Source organism: Burkholderia cepacia GG4, assembly GCF_000292915.1.
Taxonomy (GTDB): Bacteria; Pseudomonadota; Gammaproteobacteria; order Burkholderiales; family Burkholderiaceae; genus Burkholderia; species Burkholderia cepacia_D.
In genome coordinates, this window is the sequence record NC_018513.1 from 3,304,974 (window position 1) to 3,328,790 (window position 23,817).

Genomic DNA, 23,817 nt, shown 5'->3' on the forward strand with positions numbered 1-23,817 from the left:
GCTACAATGCGACCCTCGCCGCTCCACCGCCCGACTACCTTCGCCATGACACACGCCTGCCCCGACTCGCACGACGACATCCTCGCCGCCACGCGGCACTGGCTCGCGCGCGCGGTGATCGGGCTCAATCTGTGCCCGTTCGCGAAGAGCGTCTATGTGAAGGAACAGGTGCGTTATGCGATCAGCGAAGCGACGACGCTGGAAGATGCGCTCGCCGATCTCGAAACCGAACTGCGTGCGCTCGAAGCCGCGGACCCGCAGCAGGTCGACACGACGCTCGTGATCTATCCGCGCGCATTCGCGGATTTCGTCGACTACAACGATGCGCTGTTCTTCGCCGACCGGCTCGTGCGGCAGCTGCGGCTCGACGGCGTGCTGCAGATCGCGAGCTTCCATCCCGAGTACCGATTCGAAGGCAGCGAAGCCGACGACATCGAGAACTACACGAACCGCGCGCCGTATCCGATCCTGCACCTGCTGCGCGAGGACAGCATCGCGCGCGCGGTCGACGCGTTCCCGGACGCGTCCGCGATCTACGAGAAAAACCAGGAAACGCTGCGCCGCCTCGGCCACGACGGCTGGCGCGAGTGGATGCGCCGGCCGGGCGACGACGTCTGACGCGTCGCGCGACGGCCGGCTAGCGCGCGGCAGACGGGCCGCGCGTCAGCCCACGTCAGTCCGCGGCCGGCTCGACGGCCTCGTCGGCCGCCGCTGCGGGTGCCGGCGCGAAGAAGCGTTCATTCAGTTCGGCAAGCCCGAACATGCCGAGGATCTCGTTCAGCCGCTCGCCCGGCTTCCGGCGCGGCAGGTTCTTGTACTGCGCGATGATCAGCTCGTTCTTCATCGAATGCTCCCAGCCGACCAGCTCGGTCACGCTGACCTGGTAGCCGTGCGCCTCGAGCTGCAGGCAGCGCAGCACGTTGGTGATCTGGCTGCCGAATTCGCGCGTATGCAGCGGATGCCGCCACACTTCCGTCAGCGCGTTCGCGAGCGACTTGCCCTTGTTCTTGCGCAGCACGCCCGCGACTTCCGCCTGACAGCACGGCACCAGCACGATGTGCTGCGCACGCTTCGCGAGCGCGAAGCGGATCGCGTCGTCGGTCGCCGTGTCGCATGCATGCAGCGCGGTGACGACGTCGACCGTTTCCGGCAGCTTCGGCGACGTGATCGAATCGGCGACCGACAGGTTCAGGAACGACATGCCGCCGAACCCGAGCCGCGCCGCGAGTTCGGCGGAACGCGTGACGAGCTCCTCGCGCGTCTCGATCCCGTACACGTGCGACGCGAACGCCGGCGTGCCGTGCCCCGGCTGCTGCTTGAAGAACAGGTCGTACAGGATGAAGCCGAGATACGACTTGCCGGCGCCGTGATCGACGAGCGTCACGGCGTCCTTGTCGGCCTGCACGCTCGCGAGCAGCGGCTCGATGAACTGGAACAGGTGATAGACCTGCTTCAGCTTGCGGCGGCTGTCCTGGTTCAGCTTGCCGTCGCGGGTCAGGATGTGCAGTTCCTTCAGCAGCTCGACGGACTGCTCCGGACGGATTTCGTAGGTCTTGTTCGACATCGTGAAGCGGCGCCGGGCCACGGTCGGTCGACCACGGCCCGGCGACGGGAATTCGTGAGGAATAGCGATAGTTTACCGAAAATACGCGATCAGGCCCGCGCGCCAAGCCGCCAGAGCGACGTCACCTCGGCGCGGCGCGCCGCGTACAGCGGATCGTCCGCGTCGGCCGACTTCGGGTGCGCGGGGCGGATGTCTTCGCGGCCGAGCACGACGAGACCGGCTGCGTCGATCCATTGCAGCAGCGACTCGCGCGGCCGCAGGCCGAGATGCTCGGCGAAATCGGACAGGATCAGCCAGCCTTCGCCGCCCGGTTCGAGATGGTCGGCGAGCCCGGCGAGGAAACCGCGCAGCATGCGGCTGTCGGGATCGTAGACCGCGTATTCGATCGGCGCGCTCGGACGGGCCGGCACCCACGGCGGGTTGCAGACGACGAGCGGCGCGCGGCCGGCCGGAAACAGGTCGGCCTCGACGACGTCGACGCGCTCGGCATGACCAAGCCGCGCGACGTTCTCGCGGGCGCACGCGAGCGCGCGCGGATCCTGGTCGGTCGCGACGATTCGCTCGACGCCGCGCGACGCGAGCACGGCCGCGAGCACGCCGGTGCCCGTGCCGATGTCGAACGCGAGCGACGTCGCGGGCAGCGGCGTGCGCGCGACGAGTTCGACGTATTCGCCGCGCACCGGCGAGAACACGCCGTAATGCGGATGGATCGGCGCGCCGCCGAGCGCCGGAATCGGCACGCCCTTCTTGCGCCATTCGTGCGCACCGACGAGGCCGAGCAGTTCGCGCAGCGACACGACCGACGGCGCGCCGCCCGGGCCGTACGCTTCCTCGCACGCGGCGCGCACGTCGGGCGCGCGGCGCAGCGGGATCGTGTAGTCGGCGTCGAGCGGAATCAGCAGCATCCCGAGCGTGCGGGCGCGCTGCGATTGCGCGAGCCGGTGCAGGTTGAAGGCTTCGACGCCGGCCGCGGCCTTCGCCTTCTTCGGCTTGCGTTCGACGCGGCGCGCCATCGCCTGCACGAGCTGGCGCGCATTCTGGAAGTCGCCCTGCCAGACCAGCGCGGTGCCCTCGCAGGCGAGGCGGTACGCCGCGTCGGCGGTGAGGCGGTCGTCGGCGGACACCGCGCGCTTGGGCGGCTGCACGCCGGCTTCGGAACGCCAGCACACGGCATGTTCGGCGCCATCGGCGTCGGTCCAGTGGAAAACGGGGAAATCGGTCACGCGAGCTCGGCTACGGTTGGCTTCAGACAGGCGGCGCTCCTGTATTGCGCCGCGCGGACCACACCATACCGCGCTTTGCCCGTGCGGCAAAGCGCGGGTTCCCCCCCCTTTCGGCGGGTGCGACCGGTGCGCCGCCTACCCGCCCCATCCCGGCATCGCCGGCATGCGCAACGTGCCCGCATCGCTGAAATGCACGGTGCCGAGCACCCCGCCCGCGAGCCGGCCGCGCAGCGCGTACGGCAACTCGCCGTTCGCGGCCGCGCCGGGCAGGTTCCACGCCTGTCGCGCGGCGGCGAACGCCGATACCGAAACGGGTACCTCGATCACCGCCTCGCCGAACCGCGGCACGATGCCGGTGCGATCGCTGACGCCGCTCGCGAACGGCGTGCCGTTCAGGTCGAGCGCGACCGAAATGCCGTCGTATTCGATCGGCGCGTCGTTCGGGTTCTGCACGCGCAGCTTCAGGCTGAAGCGCATCTCGAGGCCCTGCCCGACGAGCGGATCGAGCCCGGCGACGGACACGCTCACGGGCTCGCGCGTCAGACCCGCGCAACCGCCGAGCATGAGCACGGCAGCGACCAGCAGCAGCAAGGTGCGCAGCGGTGCGATACGGAACAGGGTTCGTGGCATGGGCTGGCCTCCTTGCGGCAATCGATCGACGGTCGTCATGCATTGTACCGAGCGCAACCGGCAACACCCCGATTCGTAGTTTTTGCACACCACCGAGATAGTTAATAGATTAAAACTACGGGAAAATCCTTCAAACGGAAAGTGAATCAATGTCTCTCTCCATTCAATTCCCCGAAACAACTTCAATAGACGCATTTTCTAATTTTTTCGTTTCCTTTACCCAAACCCATCAAGTATATTTACGCATCCTTCGAGCAGGCCGACAAACCTTGTAGCCGCATGACGGCGATTTTACGGAACGGCGACACGCCGTCCTTCCGTCCTGCGGCCTGGTACGGCCAGCCCCGTGGGTCGTCGGTTCAAAGGGAAGGCACGCCCACCGCAGGTGTGCGGCCCCGTGTCGTGCGCGCGAAATCAATTCAGTACAACACGCGCCCGGCCATTTTGAACCGGCAAGTTAACCGACATCCGGAAACACAGAGGGGGCAGTAAACCATGATTACCTTCACGTAGTCGGCCGGCCGTCTTTTCGAATAATCCGTCATTAGCATTTCTCGTCGCCGTTGATTAACGGCGGGGGATTTCTTTTGCCGGCGTTTTCGCAGCACTGAACGATTCTTTCAACAATCGAGGTTTCAGTCATGTCGATCAACATTCACAAGATGCGTTATCTGCCGCTCGTTGCCGCGCTCGCACTCGCCGGGTGCGGCGGCGACGACAGTGGCGTGGGCTCGGCTTCCGCGCTCAGTTCCGCCGGCGCGCCGCACTCGGGCTCGTCGCCCGCCGCCAACACGCCACCGAGCGCACCTCAGCCAGCCGCATCCAACGTCGACAAGAGCGTATCGCCTGTCGAGCTGCCGGACACCGTGGTACCGGTCAACTACCGGCTGTGGTTCCGCCCGAACGACGCGCTGAACGCGTTTGACGGGCGTGCGGACGTCGAGATCAAGGTGCTGAAGCCGGTCAACAACATCGTGATCGCCGGCCACCGGATCAAGTTCACGAACGGCCGCATCACGCTGCAGCCGGGCAACATCCAGCTGATCGCGACGCCGCAGGACAAGGGCGACTTCTACCAGCTGCGCCCCGTGAGCGGCACGATCGCGCCGGGCAACTATTCGCTGCACATGGAGTGGTCGGGCATCATCAACTTCAAGTCGTATGACGATCCGGTCAACCAGACCGGCGGCAGTTGCGGCAACGATCCGTATCCGGGCTGCTCGGCCGCGGAAGGCGTGTTCCGGGTCGACCTGAAGGGCACCGACGGCAAGACGAGCGGCGCGATCCTCACGCAGGGCGAAACCAACCTGTCGCGCCAATGGTTCCCGGGCTGGGACGAACCGGCGTTCCGTCCGACCTATGAAGTAACGGCCGAAGTGCCGCAGAGCTGGCGCGTCGTGTCGAACGCGGCCGAGAAACCGTCGACCAACGTCGGCGGCGGCTACAAGCTCGTGCAGTTCGAGAAGACCCCGCCGATGCCGTCGTACCTGCTGTTCTTCGGCGGCGGTCTGTTCGATACCTACGAGGACGACTTCTCGAGCCCGCTGCCGGGCGGCAAGGGCGGCCTGCACCTGCGCGTGTTCACGCCGCCGGGCATGAGCGACTGGGCGAAGCCGGCGATGGACCGCACCAAGCAGGCGCTCGACTTCTATTACCGCTACACCGGCATCCCGCTGCCGCTGACGAAGTTCGATACGGTCGCCGCGAACGACGCGTTCAAGGAACAGAAGGACCTGAACTTCGGCGGGATGGAAAACTGGGGGTCGATCCTCGAGTTCGCCGACGACATCCTGCCGCAGCCGGGCCAGCCGATGTCGCGTTACGGTAACGAGGTGCTGACGCACGAAGTCGCGCACCAGTGGTTCGGCGATCTCGTCACGGCCGACTGGTGGGACAACGTCTGGCTCAACGAGTCGTTCGCGACGTTCTTCGAAACCAAGACGACGATCCAGTTCTTCCCCGACCAGTTCAGCTGGCTCGACCAGGTGAAGAACAAGTACCGCGTGATCAACCGCGACATCGGCCCGAACGCGTTCCCGGTCGCGCCGAACTTCAACGACTGGGCGTCGAACGACTTCGTGCTGAGCGCGAGCGCATTCACGTACGACAAGGGCGGCCATGTGCTGAAGACGCTCGAGAACTATCTCGGCGAGCAGACATTGCGCCGGGGCCTGCAGCAATACCTGGTCGACTACTCGTTCGGCAACGGCACGCCGAGGCGTCTGTGGGATGCACTGTCGAAGGAAAGCGGCCAGGCGATCGGCGCGATCGGCGACAGCTATGTGCGTCAGACGGGCGTGCCGCTGATCTCGCTCGACACGCAGTGCGACATGACGAAGAACCAGACGGTCGTCACGCTGAAACAGCAACCGTTCCCGAACAAGAACGCGTATCCGGGCCTGCAGTGGACGGTGCCGATCACGCTCGCGTACGGCCAGGGTCTCGCGAAACACACGACGCTCGCGCTGAAGGATACGCAGACGCAGACGCGGATCGACGGCTGCACGGGCGTGGTCGCGGATCCGACCGGTCTCGACTACTACGTCGTGAACTACAGCGACGCCGCGTGGAGCGGCCTGCTCACGCAGGTCAACGGCTCGACCGATCCGGTGCTGCTCGCGAACCTGAAGAGCGAAGCCGCGCTGCTCGTCGCGAACAACCTCGCGCCGGCTTCGCGTTCGACGTCGATCGGCTCGGTCGCTTCGCCGGCCGCGATGAAGCTGCGTCAGACGCCGAGCTTCGACGGCATCGTGCCGACGGTGAAGGAACGTCCGTCGCTGCGCTACCAGGGCATGTTCAAGCCGCGCAAGACGGTGGCTCAGTAACGCGGTCCGGCCGACCGGTGCCGCGCGATGCGCGGCGTCGGCCGACATGCGCTTGACGCTGTTCGGCGGGCCCCGCGTGCGGGGCCCGTTTTTCGTGGCGCGCGCTCACGCTGCTGCGCTGACGCGGCCGTCGCCGTGCGGCATGTGAATGCGCGCCGCCGCGCCGCGCCGGCGCCGCGCGGCCGCTAGCGATCGTTGCGGCGGCGAAACGCCCACCACGCGGCGAGCGCGGTGAAGCCCGCAACCAGCAGCACCATCAGCCAGAACCCGTGCTTGTTTTCCGAGAACGGCACGCCGCCGACGTTCATCCCGAAGAAGCCCGCGACGATGTTGATCGGCAGCGCGATCACGGTCACGAGCGTCAGCGTGAACAGCGTCCGGTTGTTCTGCTCGTCGAGCCGCGAGCCGATCTCTTCCTGCAGCAACTTGATTCGCTCGTTGAGTCCTGACAGATCGGCGAGCACCAGCGAGAACGCTTCGGTCGACTCGCGCAATTCCTGCACGTCCTCGGGATGCAGCCACGCGGGCGGCTTGGCGAGCAACCGGAAGATCGAACCGGGCTCGGGCGCCAGCATGCGCTGCAGCCGCGTCAGCGTGCGGCGCATCGCGCCGAGCTCGACGCGGTTCGACGTAAGCCGTTGCGACAGGAAGCGATCCTCGATGCGGTCGACGTCGACGCTCGTGCGTCGCATGATCTGGATCAGCAGGTCGGCCTGGTCGTGCAGCAGGTGCACGAGCAGTTCGGTCGGCGACCGGAACTGCTCGCCGTCGCGCACGCATGCGCGCAGCGTGTCGACCGAGCGCAACGGCTTGAGCCGCGCGGTGACCATGATGCGCCGCTCGACGTGGACGAACAGCGTCGCGATTTCCGACGGCGTCAGTTCGAGGTTGAACATCACGTCGTTGACGATCGCGCGCAACGCGCCGTCCTCCTGCTCGATGCGCGTCGAGCGCGACCCTTCGTGAAGAAATTCGAAGAAGCTGTCAGGCAGCCCGAGGTGCGTGCGCATCCAGCGCTCGCTCGCGCCGTGCGCGAGGTTGAAGTGCAGCCAGACGAAGTCGTCCGATGCGGCCGCATCGCGCTCGCGGCACGTGCGCAGCCATGCGGCGGCCGCGTCGGCATCGAGCATCGCGCCCGACCCGCCCGGAACGAAGCGGAATCCGCACACCATGCCGGACGTATCGGCACCGTAAGTCTGTACGATCAGGTCCATCGTGTCGAAGGTCGTGCGGCGCGCGCCGCGCCGCGCATTGCGCCTCGCGGCACCACGCCGGGAAAAGAAAGGAGACGTATGCCCGACGCGGGTGACGCTCTCGTGACAGTGTCACATGCGATTATCGCCGCAACCGGCGCCCCAAAAACAACGCGCCGCCCGTTGGGGCGGCGCGTATGCGATGAACGGGTTGGGGCAAGACCGCTGACTACTGGCGCGTCTCCGACTGCGCGGCGGTCGGGCATGCCGGATCCTTGCCCCAGTGGCCGTCGCAGACACGCCAGCGGCACAGCTGATCCTCGAAGAAACCGCGCTCCGAACAATCCTTCACGCGCGACGCAAGCGAGCCGCCCGTCGACGCGGCCGCCTTGGTCGGCACGACCTGGCCCTTCTGCCCGGCTGTCTTCTTGTCGGCCGGCTTCGTGCGTGCAACCAGCGCGGCGAGCAGATCGGCATCCGGATCGTCCTTGCCGGCCCCCTTCGCGCCCGCGGTACGGGCCGTCGCTTCGCGACGCTTCTTCGCCTGCGCGAGTTCCGCCTGCTGCTCCTTATGATGCTTGCGCGCCTCCGCCTTCGCGTCGGCCTTGCTGCGTGCGGCGACCTTGTCGTTCTTCGCGGCGTCGGCCTTCGCGGTTTTCGTCGTCGCTGCGACGGCGGCCGTCGCGGCGGCGGCAGCGCCTGCCGTGGCTGCGCCCGACGCATCGTCGGCACCGTTCGCGAGTGCGCGCGACAGGCGACTATTGTCCGCGCCGGACGCGGACGATGCGGACGCAACGGCCTGGGACGCCGCATCGTCATTGACGATCGTGGCCGGTTGCACGGCGGGGGCGGCCGATGCGGCGTTCTGCGCGACCTGCACGACGGCACCGCTCGCGGGCTCGACCTTCGCAGGTGCCGGCGCGGGCGCGGCGGCCACGACGGCCTGCTCGCCAGATGGTTGCTGCCAGCGCCAGGCGCCCCAGCCGCCGACGGCGACCACGAGCGCGACGACGGCCGCGATCGGCCCCTTCAGCGAACGGCGCGGCGCTTCGGCCTGCGGCGTGACACGTCCTTCCAGATTCGCGAGAATGCGCGACTGCTGAGCCCCCCCCTCGCCTGCCGGTTTCGTATCGGACAGCAGGCTGGGCGGGGCTTTCGAATTTGAATTTTCCGGCGCACTCATTCAGCGTCTCATTGAATCCTGGTTTAATTCACCGCGATAATATAGCCCGGCCGCTCAAAGCAGCCTGATTCTAAGAGCAAGCATTGCAAAACACAATCAATTCCAATTTCCGGGGATTTCGTTGATTGCCGTCGCACTCGTCGCCTATTTCGCCCTTGCCGTCGCGGTTGCGGCACTGTTGCTTTTACCGGGTATCCGCGCGACCGTTTTCGAATCCGTCGCCGAGTTTCACGGCCGTCTAACGCGCCGTGCGAACGATCGCGCCGCGCGCACGCGAAGTCAGATTGTTAAATCGGCAACCGTTACGCGCAGCGCATTAAGTGACGCGCAAAATTTACTGATTCGGCGGCGCTTGATGATTATGGTGTCGGCAGGTATTCTTGCGACGCCGCCATTGGTGGCCATTGCGTTACGCGGTCGGCAATTGTTTCAGTACGACGACACGGCGCGCGTGCCCGACGAGAAGATCGCCGCGCTGCTGCAGGGCGAGCAGCTCGTGCCGCCCCCGCCGTTGCCGCCGGAAGTCTTTGCCACGAAGGAAGTCGAACAGGTGCGGCCGGCGCTGAAGGACGCGAGCCGCGACTGGAACCTGCTGGATCCCGATTTCCGTACGCGTTTGCTGCTGGTCTACAAGATCATGCACGAACAATATGGTTATGAAATGGCGCTGCTGGAAGGTTATCGGAGTCCGGAACGCCAGAACCGGCTCGCGCAGATGGGCACCAACGTGACCAATGCGGCAGCGTTCCAGAGTTATCACCAGTTCGGGCTCGCGGCCGACAATGCGTTCTTGCGCGACGGCAAGCTGGTCATTTCCGAGAAAGATCCCTGGGCGATGCGCGGCTACCAGTTGTACGGACAGGTTGCCGAACAGGTCGGCCTGACCTGGGGTGGCCGCTGGAAAATGATGGATCTCGGGCACGTGGAATACCATAAACCCGGTTTTAAACTGGGACGCGGCAGCTAGTCAGGGCTGCCGTACAAGAAATAATGAGGGCGGCATGGGCTTTTTAATCACCCGGCAGGAAACGATTTGGGCGGCGCAATCGATTGGGCATTCCGTTGCGCGATTTTGTCAGGCCGCCGCTTCCGTTTTAATTCTCACAGCGTCCTTTCATTAATGCGCGCGCCTTCTCCGCTGCCGCGGGCGCATTGATGCCAGCCCCCTTCACCCCGTTTGACCGCGTGGCGACACATCGCGGCGCCACCCTAGCCGCTCGGCGCGCCTGCGTCGCCTCACCGAATCGCACCGGAACCTGAACGTCCTATGCAACGCATCCTCAACGTGCTGACTCATCCGCGTACGCTCTCGATTGTCGGGATCGTCGCGCTAGCGGCGATTCTCTTCATCGTCGCCGACATGCTGCAGCTGCCGCTCCTGTGGGCGGCGATCGCCTTCGCGGCGATCCTCGCGCTGTGGCTCGGCGTCGCGTTGTGGCGCCGCTGGCGCGTGAAGCGCGCGAACCAGCAGCTCGGCCAGGTGCTGGAAGAGCAGGCGGAAACCGGCAAAATCGCCGCGCCGGCTGCGGCCGCCCTCGCCCCCGACGCGAAAACGGCCGACCTCGACGTGCTGCGCACGCGCCTGTCCGACGCGGTGAAGACGATCAAGACGTCGAAGATCGGCCAGGTGTCGGGCGGCTCCGCGCTGTACGAACTGCCGTGGTACATCGTGATCGGCAACCCCGCCGCGGGCAAGAGCAGCGCGGTGCTCAATTCCGGCCTGCAGTTCCCGTTCGCGGACAAGAACAGCGCCGTGATCCACGGCATCGGCGGCACGCGCAACTGCGACTGGTTCTTCACGACCGAAGGGATCCTGCTCGACACGGCCGGCCGCTATTCGGTGCACGAGGAAGACCGCAGCGAGTGGCTCGGCTTCCTCGGCCTGCTGAAGCGCTACCGGCCGAAGGCGCCGATCAACGGCATCATCGTCACCGCGAGCATCGCCGAACTCACCGGCAACCGCCCCGAATTTGCGATCAACCTCGCGAAAAACCTGCGTCAGCGCGTTCAGGAGCTGACCGAGAAGCTCGAGGTGTTCGCGCCGGTCTACGTGATGTTCACCAAGGCCGACCTGATCACCGGCTTCACCGAATTCTTCAGCAGCAGCGACAAGCACGAATACGACCGCGTGTGGGGCGCCACCCTGCCCTACGAGCCCGACGACAAGCGCGACGTGGTCGCGCAGTTCGACACGCACTTCGAGGAACTCTACGAAGGGCTGAAGGAAATCAGCATCGCGCAGCTGTCGCTGTCGCGCGGCAACCAGTTGTCACCGGGCCAGCTGAGCTTCCCGCTCGAATTCTCGACGATCAAGCCGTCGCTGCGCGCGTTCCTCGCGACGCTGTTCGAAAACAACCCGTTCCAGTACAAGCCGATCTTCCGCGGCTTCTACTTCACGAGCGCGCTGCAGGAAGGCGAAACCAACAGCGCTGCCGCGCAGCGCATCGCGCACCGCTTCGGCCTCGACGCGAACGCGCTGCCGAAGCCGCACAGCGCGTTCTCGAAGAACGGCTTCTTCCTGCGCGACCTGTTCTCGAAGGTGATCTTCGCCGACCGTCAGACCGTGCGCCAGTTCGCGAGCCCGACCAAGACACGGCTGCGCTACGCGACCTTCTTCGGCTTCGTCGCCGCACTCGCGCTTGCGCTCGGCGGCTGGACCTGGTCGACCATCGGCAACCAGCAGCTCGTCGCGAACGTACAGGCCGACCTCGACAACGTCACGCGCCTGCAGCAGGGCCGCAACGACCTGCAGTCGCGCCTGCAGGCGATGGACATCCTCGAGGACCGGATCGAGCAGCTCGAGCAGTTCCGCCGCGACAAGCCGGTGTCGGTGTCGCTCGGCCTGTACCAGGGCGACCGTCTCGAGCAGCATCTGCTGACCGAGTACTACAACGGCGTACGCCAGATCCTGCTGGCACCGGTCTCGCAGAACCTCGCATCGTTCATGAAGGACGTGAACGCGCACCCCGAACAGCTCGTGCCGATGACGCGCCCGCCCGAATCGGGCGCCGTGCAGGGCGGCGCGCTGCCGGTCTCGACGAACCCGCCGGGCGCCGCACCGCTCGCCGCTGCCGCACCAGGCGCATCCGCCGCGACGGCCGCCGCGCCGCAAGCGCCGGCCGCGCCGCAAGGCGGGCTGTACAGCGACGCCTCGCCGACCAACGTGCAGGACGCGTACAACGCGCTGAAAACCTACCTGATGCTGTCCGACAAGCGTCACGTCGAGCAGGCGCACCTGACCGACCAGCTCGCGCGCTTCTGGCGCGGCTGGCTCGAGACGAATCGCGGCAACATGCCGCGCGACGAGATGATCAAGAGCGCCGAGCGCATGATCTCGTTCTATCTCGCCCGCGTGAACGACAACGACTGGCCGATGATCGACGCGAACCTCGCGCTCGTCGACCAGACCCGCGAGAACCTGCGCCGCGTCGTGCGCGGGATGCCGGCCCGCCAGCGCGTCTACGAGGAAATCAAGGCACGTGCGTCGACCCGCTTCGCGCCGATGACCATCGCGCGCATCGTCGGCGACGGCAACCAGGCGCTGATCGCCGGCAGCTATGCGATCCCGGGCACCTTCACGCGCGAAGCGTGGTTCGACTACGTGCAGCCGGCGATCCGTGACGCCGCGACCAAGGAACTGCAGGCGAAGGACTGGGTGCTGAACACCTCGACGCAGGACGACCTGACGCTGGAAGGCAGCCCCGAGCAGATCCAGAAGACGCTCGTCGGCATGTACAAGACCGAGTACGCGCAGCACTGGCAGAAGTTCATGCAGGGCATCGCGGTGCAGGGCTTCAGCAGCTTCGGCCAGGCCGTCGACGGGATGAACCGCCTCGGCGACCCGCAGGATTCGCCGATCCGCAAGGTCCTCGAGACCGCGTACGACCAGACGTCGTGGGACAACCCGTCGCTCGCGAACGTGGCGATCAAGAAGGCGCAGACGGGTGTCGTGAACTGGGTCAAGCAGTTGTTCACGCGCTCGCCGGCCGGCCAGGTGGCGGCCGCGAACATCGACATCAACGGCAATCCGGCCGAGGTGCCGATGGGTCCGATCGGCCAGGAGTTCATCGGGCTCGCACGGATCGTCGCGACGCACGACGGCACGTCGATGCTCAAGGGCTACATGGACACGCTGTCGAAGGTCCGGACGCGCTTCAACGTGATCAAGAACCAGGGCGACCCCGGCCCCGGCGCGCGCCAGCTGATGCAGCAGACGCTCGACGGCAACGGCTCGGAACTCGCCGATTCGCTGAAGTTCGTCGACGAGCAGATGCTGACGGGCCTCACCGATTCGCAACGCAAGTCGCTGCGCCCGCTGCTGGTGCGGCCGCTGATGCAGGCGTTCTCGGTGGTGATCCAGCCGGCCAGCGCCGAAGTCAACAAGGTGTGGAACGCGCAGGTCTACCAGCCGTTCCAGAACTCGCTCGCGACCAAGTACCCGTTCGCGGCAAATGCGAAGGTCGAGGCCGGCGCCGGTGAAATCGCGCAGGTGTTCGGTCCGGACGGTTCGATCGCGAAGTTCGTCGGCTCGACGCTGGGCCCGCTCGCGGTGCGCCGCGGCGACACGCTCGCGGCCCGCACGTGGGGCGACATGGGCATCGGCCTCACGCCCGACTTCACGAACGGCTTCGCGCGCTGGGTCGCCCCGCTCGCCGGCGGTGCTGCAGGCGGCGCAGCCGCTGCGGCCGAACCGCAGACCGTGTTCCAGATCCTGCCGCAGCCGAGCACGGGCACGACCGAATACACGGTCGCGATCGACGGGCAGCAGCTGCGCTACCGCAACACGCCGCCGCAGTGGACCAACTTCGTGTGGCCGAACCCGCAGGGCTCGCCGGGCGCGACGCTGTCCGCGACGACCTTCGACGGCCGCACGGTGCAGCTCGTCAACGAGCCGGGCCGCTACGGTCTGGAGAAGCTGATCAACTCGGCGCAGCGCAAGCGCCGGCCGGACGGCACCTTCGACCTCACGTGGGTCCAGGGCAGCGTGAACGTGTCGGTGACGATGCGCATCATCAGCACGTCGCAGCCGACGGGCGGCGGCGGCGACCAGCCGCAGCAGCAGAGCCTGCGCGGCCTGCAGCTGCCGTCGTCGGTCGCCGACGCGAGCGCGGGCGCCGCGCAGAACGCGACGCAGGCCGGCACGGGCGCGCCGGCCGCAGCACCGGCCGTCACGGCCGCCACCGCAACGAATGCCCAGGAGGCGCAATGACGCAAACCGTTCAGGCGCAGATCGCCTACTTCGGCAAGATTCCGTCGCGCGGCGACTTCGTGAAGAGCCAGCACAACCCGCAGCTGCTGCAGACGCTCGATCGCTGGATCGCGCAGGCGCTCGAACTGCTCGCGGAAGATCCGCGCTGGAAGATCGTCTACGAGGATGCGAAGCCGATGCATTTCGCGTTCCTCGGCTCGCGCAGCAAGCTCGCGATCGCGGGCCACATGGTCGCGAGCCATGACGTGTCGATGCGCCGCTTCCCGTTCCTCGGCGCGACCGCGCTCGAGGTCGACCGGCCGCTCGCGTTCCTCGCGCGCAGCCCGCTCGCGTTCGCGCGGCTGTGGTCGCGCGTCGCCGCGCAGATGCCGCCGCTGCTCGCGAAGGACGAACCGCCCGGCGCGCTGCAGGCGCTCGGCGACACGCAGGTGCCGATCGACGTCGGCGGCCCCGGCACGTCGCATGACGGCACCTTCAACGACTTCATCGAACACCAGTCGCTGTACGGCCTGCAGCAGATGCTGCTCGAAAGCGGCCATCCGGTGCGGCTGCGCGGCGCGATGCTCGCGCTCGGCTCGCTGCTGCGGCCCGTGATGCAAAGCGGCTCGTCGCACATCGAGCGCGGCCTCACGCTGCCGCTGCCGGTCGATCCGTTCTATCGCAGCCTCGTCGCCGCGTTCTGGCTCGAACTGGTCGCGCCGTTCGTCGCGCAGGCCGACTTCGAGCTCGCGATCTTCATCGGCACGATTGCCGAGCGCGAACGGCTGATCATCGGCTTCAACGGCGCGTCGTCGAAGACGCTGCTGAGCGTCGTCGATCCGCAAACCTACGCCGCCCACAACATCGACATCGACGATCCCGAGTGGATCGACGCCCATGCGCAAAACGATCAGCAGATCAGCAAGCTCGTCAGCTACCTCGACCAACCGCAACTCTCGCTGCGCGTCGCCATCGACGCGTTCCGCGAAGCGTTCATCGGAGGCTGACGGGATGCAACGCACGATTCACGTCCGGCTCACGCGCGTCTCGCCCTTCGTTGCCGGCCTCGTCACCGCCGGCCTCATCGCCAGCGGTGCGGCCTACGCGCAGAACACGGGCGGCGCGACCGTCACGCCGGTCGGCAACGGCACGGTCGCGACCGCCGCCCTGCCCGCGAATACGAACGCGAACCCCGGCACCGCGCCGGCCACGGCATCGGGCACGGTGGTGCACGGCACCGCCGGCACGATCACGCCGCCGCCCACGAACGCGGCGCCCGGCCAGGTCGTGGTCGGCGGCAAGGTGCCCGACGAGGCGACCAAGGCCGCCGTGCTGCAGAAGCTGCGCGACACCTACGGCGCGGCGAACGTGGTCGACCAGATCGAGGTCGGCGACGTCGCGACACCGCCGAACTGGAGCGCGAACGTGCAGAAGCTGCTCGGCGCGCAGCTCAAGCAGATCAGCAAGGGCCAGCTGAAGATCAACGGCACGCAGATCGAGATGAAGGGCGAGGTGCACAACGAGGCGCAGCGCCAGCAGCTCGCGAGCGACATGGCGAACACGCTGAACCCGACGTACACGATCAGGAACGGGCTGCGCGTGTCGGCGTCCGAGCAGGGCCTGCTCGACCAGACGCTCGCGAACCGCACGATCGAGTTCGAGACGGGCAGCGCGACGCTGACGCCGCAAGGCAGGCAGATTCTCGACCAGATGGCGGCCGCGCTGTCGAAGATGCAGAACCGCACGGTCGACATCATCGGCCACACCGACAACTCGGGGAACCGAACGTCGAACATCGCGCTGAGCCAGGCGCGCGCGGACGCGGTGAAGGGCTACCTGATCACGAAGAGCATCCCGCCGCAGCAAATGACGACGACGGGTGTCGGACCGGATCAGCCGATCGCGCCGAACGACACGGCCGACGGGCGGGCCCGCAACCGGCGCATCGAGTTCCGGGTCGGGCAGTAACCGATGGATCCGGGCCGCTCCGCGGAGCGGCCCGACATGCAACGGGCGGCGGCAGTCATGCGTCGCCCGTTGTGCGTTTACGACTGCTCGTCGGGCTTCACGCCGAGCAGCTCGCGAATATGCGACAGCGAGCCGTCGTCCTTCACGACGCTCTCGAGCCACTTGTGCAGCGGCATGTCGGCCCATTCGGCCGCCTTGTCGGCGAGATACGCGACCGGGCTGTGCGGCTCGGTCTGGCGGAAATAGCGTGCGACCGAACGCAGCTGGTCGACGGCCTGCGCACGGTTCTGGATGCCGGCGATCATCTGCGTCACCGGCGGACGCGGAGCGGTCTGCGACTGCACGTGGGTCTCCTCGGTGTGGAACGCATCGCCGAAGCTCGGCTCGATACGCTCGGGCTGCGCCTGCGGCGCCGCCGGCGCATGCGGCGCGCTGCCCGTATAGCCCTGCTCGCGCGCAAAGCGCTCGGCGAGCCGGTATACGGTCTCGAATGCGTCGCGCGTCTGCCGGAAGCTCGGCGCCGAATTGCCCGCGCGTTCGACGAGCCGCTCCTCGAACGCGTCGAGCGCGATTTCGAATGCCTTCAGGTTCGCGAGCAGTCCGGCATAGAACGCGATCGGCGTCACGCGCCGCGACGCATCGATCTGTTCGACCGACGGCTTGCCGCGCGCGATGTCGTCCGCGTGCTCGGGGTCGCGCTTCACGGCCTGCGCAACGTGCTGCGCGACTTCCCAGTCGAGTGTGGTGAACGCGTTCGACGCGCCTTCCGTCACCGGAATGCCGCGCAGAAGTTCGGCCGTGCGCCCGGACAGCCAGGCGACGTTGCCGAGCCGGTATTCGACATCGTCGCCTTCGGGCAGCGGATGCACGGTGTCCCAGTAGTCGCGGCACAGCCCTTCCAGCAGCGCATAGCCTTCGGTGAGGCCGGTGATGCCGTCCTCCAGCGCGAGCGCCTCGGTCAGCCACACGGCGAGCCGCAGGTCCTTGGTGCGGGTGCGCAGCAGCGCGCCCGCATGATCGACGACGAAGCCCCAGTCGGCCTCCTTGATCTCGGTTACCCACTCGCCCTGGTCGAGCGTCGGATCGTCATAGCGGCGCGCGTCCTGGATCGCGTCGAATTCGTTCGAGAACAGCAGGTCGTCGCCGCTGGGCGACGCATCGCTGATCGGCGTCAGCAGCTCGGGGAGATTGATCGGCATGGTTCGGTCAGTTCATCAATGCGGGTTGCGCGGCCGCGCTCATTCGACGGTGTACGCGAATTCGCCGGCCTCGTCCGCGCGCACCGCAATGCGCGCGATGGCCGCGCCGTCGGCGATCCGGCCGAGCACGTGGCCCGCGATCTCCGGCAGCAGCGTACCGTTCAGGATATGGTCGACGTTGCGGGCGCCCGAATCGACCTCGGTGCAGCGCGCGAGCACCGCGTCGACGAGCGATTCATCCCACTCGAACGCGGCCTTGTGGTTCGCATCGATGCGGCGGCGGATCCGTTCGAGCTTCAGCTCGATGATCTCGGCCAGCACGTCGTCGGAAATCGGATAGTACGGCACGACCTTCATCCGGCCGAGGAACGCCGGTTTGAACGTCTTGTACAGCTGCGGGCGCAGCGCCTCGGCGAGCGCGTCCGGATCGGGCAGTTCCTCGGCCGGCTTGTTCAGGCACGCCTGCATCACCGCGGCCGACCCGACGTTCGACGTCAGGATGATCAGCGTGTTGCGGAAGTCGATCTCGCGCCCCTCGGCGTCGTCCATCGTGCCCTTGTCGAACACCTGGAAGAACATCTCGAGCACGTCCGGGTGGGCCTTCTCGACCTCGTCGAGCAGCACGACGGAATACGGGTTGCGGCGCACCGCCTCGGTCAGCACGCCGCCCTCGCCGTAGCCGACGTAGCCCGGCGGCGAACCCTTCAGGCCCGACACGCTGTGCGCTTCCTGGTACTCGCTCATGTTGATCGTGACCATCTTGCGCTCGCCGCCGTACAGGATGTCGGCCAGCGCGAGCGCCGTCTCGGTCTTGCCGACGCCCGACGGCCCGACGAACATGAACACGCCGCGCGGCTTGTTCGGATCCTCGAGGTTCGCGGTCGCGGTGCGCACGCGCTGCGCGATCGCGTCGAGCGCATGGTCCTGGCCGATCACGCGCGCGGTCAGCAGCGGCTGCAGGTTCAGCACGGTGTCGATCTCGTCCTTCACCATCCGGCCGAGCGGAATGCCGGTCCAGGCGGCGACGATCCCGGCGACGACGTGGCCGTCGACCTGCAGCGGCACCATCGGCTCGCCGCCCTGCAACGCGTGCAGCGCCGCGACGCGTTCGGCCAGCTTGTCGCGCGTGGCCGGCACGTCGACCGGCTCGCCGTGTTCCGACGGACCTCGCGCCTTGTCGAGCGCGTCCCGCAGCTCGGTGATCTCGGCGACGATCACACGTTCCGCTTCATAGCGTGCCTCGTCCTGCGCAAGCTGTTCGAGCGCCGTGTCGCGCGCGCCGCGCAGCTCGCCGAGCCGCTCGTCGTGCGCCGCACCGCCCGCCGCTTCGCGCTCCAGCGACGCGATCTCCGCGTCGATGCGCTCGATGCGCTTCTTCGTGTCGTCGATCGCCGCCGGCGTCGCGCTGTGCGCGAGCGCGACCTTCGCACAGGCGGTGTCGAGCACGCTGATCGCCTTGTCCGGCAGCTGCCGGCCGCTGATGTAGCGATGCGACAGGCGCACGGCCTCGGTGATCGCGTCGTCGAGGATTCGCACGTTGAAGTGCTGTTCCATCAACCCCGACATCCCGCGCAGCATCGCGGCCGCGAGCGGCTCGCTCGGCTCCTCGACCTTCACGACCTGGAAGCGCCGCGCGAGCGCCGCGTCCTTCTCGAAGTACTTCTTGTATTCGCTCCACGTTGTCGCGGCGATCGTGCGCAGCTCGCCGCGCGCGAGCGCCGGCTTCAGCAGGTTCGCCGCGTCGTTCTGGCCGGCCTGGCCGCCTGCGCCGATGATCGTGTGCGCCTCGTCGATGAACAGGATGATCGGGTGCGCGCTCTTCTTCACCTCGTCGATCACGCTCTTCAGGCGGTTCTCGAACTCGCCCTTCACGCTCGCGCCGGCTTGCAGCAGCCCCATGTCGAGCACGTGCAGCGCGACGCCGCGCAACGGCGGCGGCACGTCGTCGGCCGCGATCCGCAGCGCGAGGCCCTCGACGACCGCCGTTTTGCCGACGCCGGCCTCGCCGGTCATGATCGGGTTGTTCTGGCGGCGGCGCATCAGGATGTCGATGGCCTGGCGGATCTCGGCTTCGCGGCCGATCACCGGGTCGATCTTGCCGTCGCGCGCGCGCTGCGTGAGGTTGGTCGTGTAGGTGTCGAGCGCGGGCGTCTTCGACGGGCCGGCCGCGGGCGCGGCTCCGTCGAGAGCCGGCGCGACGTCGGCGCCTTCCGCGTCCGGCTGGCGCGGCTCGGCCTCGCTCGACCCGGCCATGATCTCGTCGAACTTGTGCTTCAGGTCGGTCACGTTCATTTCCGCGAACTGCGACGACATCCGTTGCGCGAACTGCGCGAGATCGGGCGCGGTCAACAGCGCGAGCAGCAGGTGGCCCGAGCGGATCCGGCCGAGCTGCGAATCGAGCGACGCGATCAGCCACGCCTGCTCGAACAGCGCGATCAGGTGCACGGAAAACACCGGCGTGCGCGTGTTGCCCGTCTTCAGGCGCGTGAGTTCGCGCTCGAGATCGGCACGCAGCGCATGCGGATCGACGCGGCTCGCGCGCAGCGCGAGCGGCAGGTCGCCCGTCGCTTCGTCGAGCAGCGCGAGGAACAGGTGCTCCAGATCGACCTCGTAGTGGCCGCGCGCCAGGCACGCGCTCGCCGCACGCTCGGCCGCGTGCCGGCACAGCGGGTTCAGTTTCGTGATCAGGGTCTTCAGAGGCGTGCTCATGGCGTCGATCTCAGGTTCGATTGCGTGTTTGTTGTCGTTCGGAATCAGTGAATCACGTGCAGCTCGTAGCGGGCATCCGAGCGGTCGTCGACCGCGTCGCGCGTGCAGAGGAACGCGTCCCAGCCGAGCCGCGAGCCGGCGCCGAGCACACTCGCGCCGACCTCGGTGCGCTTCAGCACGAGCTTGACCTCGTATTCGAGCGTGACGCCCGCAAGCAGCGTCAGCATCCGTTCGAGCGCGACGGCCTGCGCGCCGCCGGGCAGGAATGCCTCGTAGTCGCGCTTGGATAGCGGGCCGACGACGATCCGCGCGCGCATGTCGCGCTGCCACACGCGTTCGCCGACCAGCGCCGTCGCGCCGAGCACCGCGTTGACCTCGCCGAGCACGCTCAGCTGGTCGGGCGGCACGTCGTACCACTTGCCGACGAACTGGTCGATCTTCACCGGCACGCGGAAGTAGTCGGACAGCGTGCGCTGCAGGTACGCGGCCGACATCGGCCGGTGCCGCGCGGCGAGTGCGTAGCCGGCAACCGCCTCGTCGAGCACGCCGCCCGCGCCGGCCGCGAGGCTGTCGCGCACCTCGTCGCTCGGCACGCCGGCGATCGCGAGCAGGAGCGGCAGGTAGCGCTCGTCGCGGTCGAGTTCGTAATGGAACGGCAGCCGGTATTTCTTCCACGCTGCGTAGAACAGCGCGGTCGCGCGGTTCGAGAACACGTCGAAGAACGCGCGCGCCGCATGGTCGCGCTTCAGGTGCTCGCGCGCGACGATCTGCTCGGTGTAGTGCAGCGGCAGTGCGCCCTGCCCGCCCAGCAGCCCGAAGAACGCGGGCGTCAGTTCGACATGACCGAGCTCGCCGGCCGCGAGCGCGGCGCCGCGCTGCTCACCGGAATCGAGCAGCGTGCCGTCGTCGTCGAACGAGCGGACGCCCTCGATCTCGCTCGGCGGGAAGCCGAGCGACAGCGTGTTGCGGAATTCGATGCGCTGCGCGACGACGTCGCCCTGCCGCCACGCGCCGGGCGCATCGGACGCCTGCCGCGCGAACAGCCCTTCGAGCACGCGCACCGCCTGGAAGAACTCGAAGCGGTGCGGCTCGTCGAGCAGCGCGTCGACTACGCCAGGATCGATTCGCCGGTTCGGGGCTTGCATCGGATGATCTCCTCGCCGGTGCGCTTCGACACGACGACCAATTGAACGAAACTGTTGAGATGGACGTACAGCCCGAAGAAGCTGTCGAGCACGCGCACGAACGACGCGAGGCTCGCACCGACGAAGTGTTCCTCGTCGATCGTCAGCCGGATCTCGATGCCGCGCACGAAGGTCGCGAACGGCTTGCCGGGCAGCCACTGCACGGCGCCGCGCTGCTCGACGCCGGCCAAGCCGTCGATCTGGCGCATCGACACGGCGGTGCGCCGCAGGTCGTACAGCGTCAGCATTTCCTTGAGCGGTGCGAGCCCGTGCGCGACCAGCGACACGTGGTTCAGCGCGAGATGCGACACAAGCCGCCAGTGCGCGGCGCGGCCGCGCTCGAAGCGCACGCTTTGCGTCGGGCGCCGCAGCAGCGAGATGCCGCTCGTCTGCGCTCCGCCGTCCTGGAACAGATCGCCGCCCTCGAGGCCGAACGCGAGCATCGCCGGCAGGTCGCGGTTCGTGCAGGTGAGGTCGAGGCTCAGGGTGTCGGTCTGCGGCGACGTCGGTTCGAAGTCGATGTCGACGATCGAGATCTCGGTTTCGTAGCCGGGGCTCTTCTGCGCGACCCAGTCGTTGCGGCGCGCGAACCAGTAATGACCGATCCGTGCCGATTCGCCGTGATGCAGCGAATAGAACGGCCGGAACTCGATCACCGATTCTTCATGCGCCTGCTGCCGGACGAGCTTCACCGAATCGATCGAGTACACCTCGTACGCGAACGCGCGGCGCGCTTCGGCGATCACCGGGTACGACACCGCGCGGTGCGTGATGCGGATCGGTTCGCCGTGCTGGCGGAACAGGTTGACGATCGGCGTGCAGAACAGCCGGAAATGGCTGGCCGTCAGCAACTCGAGCAGCCGCGCGACGTGCGAATCGCTGCGCACGTCCTGCAGCACCAGATGCAACGTCGCGCGCTGGCAGCGGCCCGACGCGCGCGCGATCGCCGCGAGGTCGAAATCGACGAAATCGAACTTGTCGGGGAACGCGAAGTATTCGGTGAGCAGGCGATACGCGGGGTGCGACTTCGCCGGGTAGTCGATCAGCGCGTCGTCCTCGTCGAAGCCGGCCTGCGCGATCGGCAGCTTGCGCAGCGCGGTCCAGCGGCCGTTGCGCTCCGGCTCGACATACGCGCCGAGCACGTGGACGAACAGGCAGTCGGTCAGCGCGGCGACGAACGACTGTTCGCCGTGCAGGTGCGCACGCAGCGTCGACAGCTTCAGCGCGCCGAGATCGAGCTGCGCGGCGAGCGATTCGAACGTGATCGAGATCACGCCCGTCGCGTTGGACGGCAGCACCGTCGCGCTCGGCGCGAGCGCGACCGGCGTGTAGCGCGCCTCCGAGATGCGGATCGGCGCCAGCGTCACGTCGTATGCGGTGCGGAACCGGCACTGTACGCCGCGGATCGGGCGGCTCTTCAGCTCGGTGCCGCGGTCGATCACGACCGGTTCGGTCTGCTGGCCGGGCGAAGCCGGCGTGAACTGCGCGATCGAGCACGACGGGAACGGCCGCAGGTAGTGCGGATACAGCACTTCCAGCAGCGCTTCGGTGAATTCGGGGTAGTCGTCGTCGAGCTTCTTGTTGATGCGCGCGCCGAGCAGCGCGAACGACTCGATCATCCGCTCGACGTGCGGATCCTCGCAGTGCTCGCCGGACAACGCGAGCCGCGCCGCGATCTTCGGATAACGTTCGGCGAAATCCCGCGAATAGCGCCGCAAAAACGATAATTCGCGCTCGTAATACGGCAGCAATTCTTCCATCGACGACCCCGAACCTCAATATTTCCTGCCGGACCCTGGTCCACCACCGGGCGGTCCGGCCCGCTCGGCAGCTTGATTTACAGCATTCTTGCGGCGCGTGCGCGCGTGACCGAATACTGCAGCGTCGACGGCTGCAGCATCGCGTCGAAATTCACCGGCTCTTCGGCCGGGTGCACGACGAGCAGCGCCTGGATTGCGAAGTACAGCGCGTTGGTCGACTGCTCGTTCAGCTCGAACGTCACCTGCACCTGCTGCAGCCGCGGCTCGTGGCGCGCGATGGCCTGCTGGATCGACTTGCAGATGAACGCGCGGTCGTAGTGGCTCGCGAGGCTCAGCCCCGCGAAATCGTTCAGCCCGTAGGTCAGCACCGACTTCTGGCATTCCGGCAGCGCGGCCAGCTCGCTCTCGGTGTGCGCGATACGGGTGTTGAGGATCGCCTCGACGTCGCGGGCGACCGTGTTCTTGAGCTCGTCCAGCGACAATTGCCGCATCGCTGCCGAGGCCGGCAGGTGCGGTTCGTCGTCGAACAGCTTGTCGAGAAAACTGGGTTCGAATCGTTTCATTGGCCGGCGTGCACAGCGAAAACGGCAACGGGCCGCCGAGCGCCCCGTTGCCGCAACCGACCTTAGACCGCGTAGGTCTTGTCGTTCTTCGTCAGGCTCCAGGCGCCCTGCGTGTTGCCGCCCTGGTTGCCGCCGATCTTCTGTTGGGTCTGCTTCCACTGCACGGCTGCGTACTTCAGCGAGAACGTCTCGAGCGGCAGACCTTCTTCGCGAACGCTCGGTGCGATGCTCGAGATGATCACGTACTTGAGCTTCACTTCCAGATACTGCACGCGCTTGCCTTCGCCATCCGCGCGCGAGAAATGGACCGTCACTTCATCGAACGTGGTGCCGCCCGATGCGTGCTGGTACAGCAGCGGGCTCGACGAATCGATTTCCTTCGTGAAAATCATGTCGCCGTGTTCGCAGCGCGTCATCGTGTGACCGCCTGCGGTCGATGCCGTTGCCGAACGCGGCTGAACGATCGAGTGATCCCACGATTTCAGTTCGATCCAGCCCTGATGGTCTTTGTCCGCGGATTCGCCCTTCACCGCCGGACTACCAAACTGCAAGTGCATATGTAACATGGCCCTTCGACTCCCCAAAGAGGTGGTTTTAACGTCCTACCCAGGCGGCCCGCCCGGGCGAT

The 23,817-nt window shown here is 67.1% G+C and carries 17 protein-coding genes; 6 read left to right on the forward strand and 11 right to left on the reverse strand.

The genetic code is table 11. From position 1 onward, the window contains the following. Positions 1–45: 45 nt before the first annotated feature. Complete coding sequence (locus tag GEM_RS15045) at positions 46–618, forward strand: DUF1415 domain-containing protein (protein WP_014898240.1); 573 nt, start codon at positions 46–48, stop codon at positions 616–618. A gap of 55 nt (positions 619–673) precedes the next feature. Here the strand turns inward: GEM_RS15045 and GEM_RS15050 are convergent, their stop codons facing one another. The 3 genes from GEM_RS15050 to GEM_RS15060 form a co-directional block, all read right to left on the reverse strand. Then, on the reverse strand, positions 674–1,564 hold the full coding sequence (locus GEM_RS15050) for a class I SAM-dependent methyltransferase (RefSeq protein WP_014898241.1): 891 nt from the start codon (positions 1,562–1,564) through the stop codon (positions 674–676). A gap of 89 nt (positions 1,565–1,653) precedes the next feature. Then, positions 1,654–2,787, reverse strand: a complete 1,134-nt coding sequence (locus GEM_RS15055; RefSeq protein WP_014898242.1) for a methyltransferase — start codon at positions 2,785–2,787, stop codon at positions 1,654–1,656. A gap of 135 nt (positions 2,788–2,922) precedes the next feature. Then, positions 2,923–3,417, reverse strand: a complete 495-nt coding sequence (locus GEM_RS15060; RefSeq protein WP_014898243.1) for an LEA type 2 family protein — start codon at positions 3,415–3,417, stop codon at positions 2,923–2,925. Between the two features lie 641 nt (positions 3,418–4,058). On the opposite strand from GEM_RS15060, the gene GEM_RS15065 reads away from it, so the two are divergent. After that, entirely contained in the window at positions 4,059–6,242 is a 2,184-nt protein-coding gene (locus tag GEM_RS15065) for a M1 family metallopeptidase (RefSeq protein ID WP_014898244.1), read from the forward strand. Between the two features lie 185 nt (positions 6,243–6,427). On the opposite strand, the gene GEM_RS15070 is transcribed toward GEM_RS15065, so the two are convergent. Continuing rightward, positions 6,428–7,456 carry a transporter gene (locus tag GEM_RS15070; RefSeq protein WP_014898245.1) on the reverse strand — a complete coding sequence of 343 codons (1,029 nt, stop codon included), beginning with the start codon at positions 7,454–7,456 and terminating at the stop codon, positions 6,428–6,430. A gap of 208 nt (positions 7,457–7,664) precedes the next feature. Beyond that, on the reverse strand, positions 7,665–8,618 hold the full coding sequence (locus tag GEM_RS15075; RefSeq protein WP_014898246.1) for a hypothetical protein: 954 nt from the start codon (positions 8,616–8,618) through the stop codon (positions 7,665–7,667). Between the two features lie 121 nt (positions 8,619–8,739). Between GEM_RS15075 and GEM_RS15080 the strand changes: the two genes are divergently transcribed. The 4 genes from GEM_RS15080 to GEM_RS15095 all read left to right on the forward strand — a co-directional run bounded on the left by GEM_RS15080 (position 8,740) and on the right by GEM_RS15095 (position 15,774). Further along, positions 8,740–9,585: a M15 family metallopeptidase gene (locus GEM_RS15080; RefSeq protein ID WP_014898247.1), complete on the forward strand. Its 846-nt coding sequence runs from the start codon at positions 8,740–8,742 to the stop codon at positions 9,583–9,585. A 300-nt stretch (positions 9,586–9,885) separates the two neighbouring features. Then, positions 9,886–13,827 carry a type VI secretion system membrane subunit TssM gene (gene tssM / locus GEM_RS15085; protein WP_014898248.1) on the forward strand — a complete coding sequence of 1,314 codons (3,942 nt, stop codon included), beginning with the start codon at positions 9,886–9,888 and terminating at the stop codon, positions 13,825–13,827. Next, on the forward strand, positions 13,824–14,813 hold the full coding sequence (gene tagF, locus GEM_RS15090; protein WP_014898249.1) for a type VI secretion system-associated protein TagF: 990 nt from the start codon (positions 13,824–13,826) through the stop codon (positions 14,811–14,813). The genes tssM and tagF overlap by 4 nt, the downstream gene beginning before the upstream one ends. 4 nt (positions 14,814–14,817) lie before the next feature. Next, entirely contained in the window at positions 14,818–15,774 is a 957-nt protein-coding gene (locus GEM_RS15095) for an OmpA family protein (RefSeq protein WP_014898250.1), read from the forward strand. Positions 15,775–15,851: 77 nt separating this feature from the next. Here GEM_RS15095 and tssA read toward each other — a convergent pair whose 3' ends face one another. The 6 genes from tssA to GEM_RS15125 all read right to left on the reverse strand — a co-directional run bounded on the left by tssA (position 15,852) and on the right by GEM_RS15125 (position 23,755). Further along, positions 15,852–16,973: a type VI secretion system protein TssA gene (gene tssA, locus GEM_RS15100; RefSeq protein ID WP_014898251.1), complete on the reverse strand. Its 1,122-nt coding sequence runs from the start codon at positions 16,971–16,973 to the stop codon at positions 15,852–15,854. A gap of 39 nt (positions 16,974–17,012) precedes the next feature. Then, positions 17,013–19,682, reverse strand: a complete 2,670-nt coding sequence (tssH, locus tag GEM_RS15105) for a type VI secretion system ATPase TssH (RefSeq protein WP_014898252.1) — start codon at positions 19,680–19,682, stop codon at positions 17,013–17,015. A gap of 44 nt (positions 19,683–19,726) precedes the next feature. After that, positions 19,727–20,827, reverse strand: a complete 1,101-nt coding sequence (tssG, locus tag GEM_RS15110; RefSeq protein WP_014898253.1) for a type VI secretion system baseplate subunit TssG — start codon at positions 20,825–20,827, stop codon at positions 19,727–19,729. Continuing rightward, positions 20,791–22,626, reverse strand: a complete 1,836-nt coding sequence (gene tssF / locus GEM_RS15115) for a type VI secretion system baseplate subunit TssF (protein WP_014898254.1) — start codon at positions 22,624–22,626, stop codon at positions 20,791–20,793. The genes tssG and tssF overlap by 37 nt, the downstream gene beginning before the upstream one ends. A gap of 77 nt (positions 22,627–22,703) precedes the next feature. Next, the gene (tssE, locus tag GEM_RS15120) at positions 22,704–23,189 is read right to left on the reverse strand and encodes a type VI secretion system baseplate subunit TssE (RefSeq protein WP_014898255.1); all 486 of its coding nucleotides are present in this window, start codon (positions 23,187–23,189) and stop codon (positions 22,704–22,706) included. 62 nt (positions 23,190–23,251) lie between these two features. After that, complete coding sequence (locus GEM_RS15125) at positions 23,252–23,755, reverse strand: Hcp family type VI secretion system effector (RefSeq protein ID WP_006477093.1); 504 nt, start codon at positions 23,753–23,755, stop codon at positions 23,252–23,254. Positions 23,756–23,817: the final 62 nt, after the last annotated feature.

What these genes read in the sequence shown, in the direction of transcription:
- GEM_RS15045 (WP_014898240.1), top strand. Translation starts at nt 46, where the DNA reads ATGACACACGCCTGCCCCGACTCGCACGACGACATCCTCGCCGCCACG.
- GEM_RS15050 (WP_014898241.1), bottom strand. Translation starts at nt 1,564, where the DNA reads ATGTCGAACAAGACCTACGAAATCCGTCCGGAGCAGTCCGTCGAGCTG.
- GEM_RS15070 (WP_014898245.1), bottom strand. Translation starts at nt 7,456, where the DNA reads ATGGACCTGATCGTACAGACTTACGGTGCCGATACGTCCGGCATGGTG.
- tssH (WP_014898252.1), bottom strand. Translation starts at nt 19,682, where the DNA reads ATGAGCACGCCTCTGAAGACCCTGATCACGAAACTGAACCCGCTGTGC.
- tssG (WP_014898253.1), bottom strand. Translation starts at nt 20,827, where the DNA reads ATGCAAGCCCCGAACCGGCGAATCGATCCTGGCGTAGTCGACGCGCTG.
- tssE (WP_014898255.1), bottom strand. Translation starts at nt 23,189, where the DNA reads ATGAAACGATTCGAACCCAGTTTTCTCGACAAGCTGTTCGACGACGAA.
- tssF (WP_014898254.1), bottom strand. Translation starts at nt 22,626, where the DNA reads ATGGAAGAATTGCTGCCGTATTACGAGCGCGAATTATCGTTTTTGCGG.
- GEM_RS15060 (WP_014898243.1), bottom strand. Translation starts at nt 3,417, where the DNA reads ATGCCACGAACCCTGTTCCGTATCGCACCGCTGCGCACCTTGCTGCTG.
- GEM_RS15065 (WP_014898244.1), top strand. Translation starts at nt 4,059, where the DNA reads ATGTCGATCAACATTCACAAGATGCGTTATCTGCCGCTCGTTGCCGCG.
- tssA (WP_014898251.1), bottom strand. Translation starts at nt 16,973, where the DNA reads ATGCCGATCAATCTCCCCGAGCTGCTGACGCCGATCAGCGATGCGTCG.
- GEM_RS15095 (WP_014898250.1), top strand. Translation starts at nt 14,818, where the DNA reads ATGCAACGCACGATTCACGTCCGGCTCACGCGCGTCTCGCCCTTCGTT.
- GEM_RS15075 (WP_014898246.1), bottom strand. Translation starts at nt 8,618, where the DNA reads ATGAGTGCGCCGGAAAATTCAAATTCGAAAGCCCCGCCCAGCCTGCTG.
- GEM_RS15125 (WP_006477093.1), bottom strand. Translation starts at nt 23,755, where the DNA reads ATGTTACATATGCACTTGCAGTTTGGTAGTCCGGCGGTGAAGGGCGAA.
- tssM (WP_014898248.1), top strand. Translation starts at nt 9,886, where the DNA reads ATGCAACGCATCCTCAACGTGCTGACTCATCCGCGTACGCTCTCGATT.
- tagF (WP_014898249.1), top strand. Translation starts at nt 13,824, where the DNA reads ATGACGCAAACCGTTCAGGCGCAGATCGCCTACTTCGGCAAGATTCCG.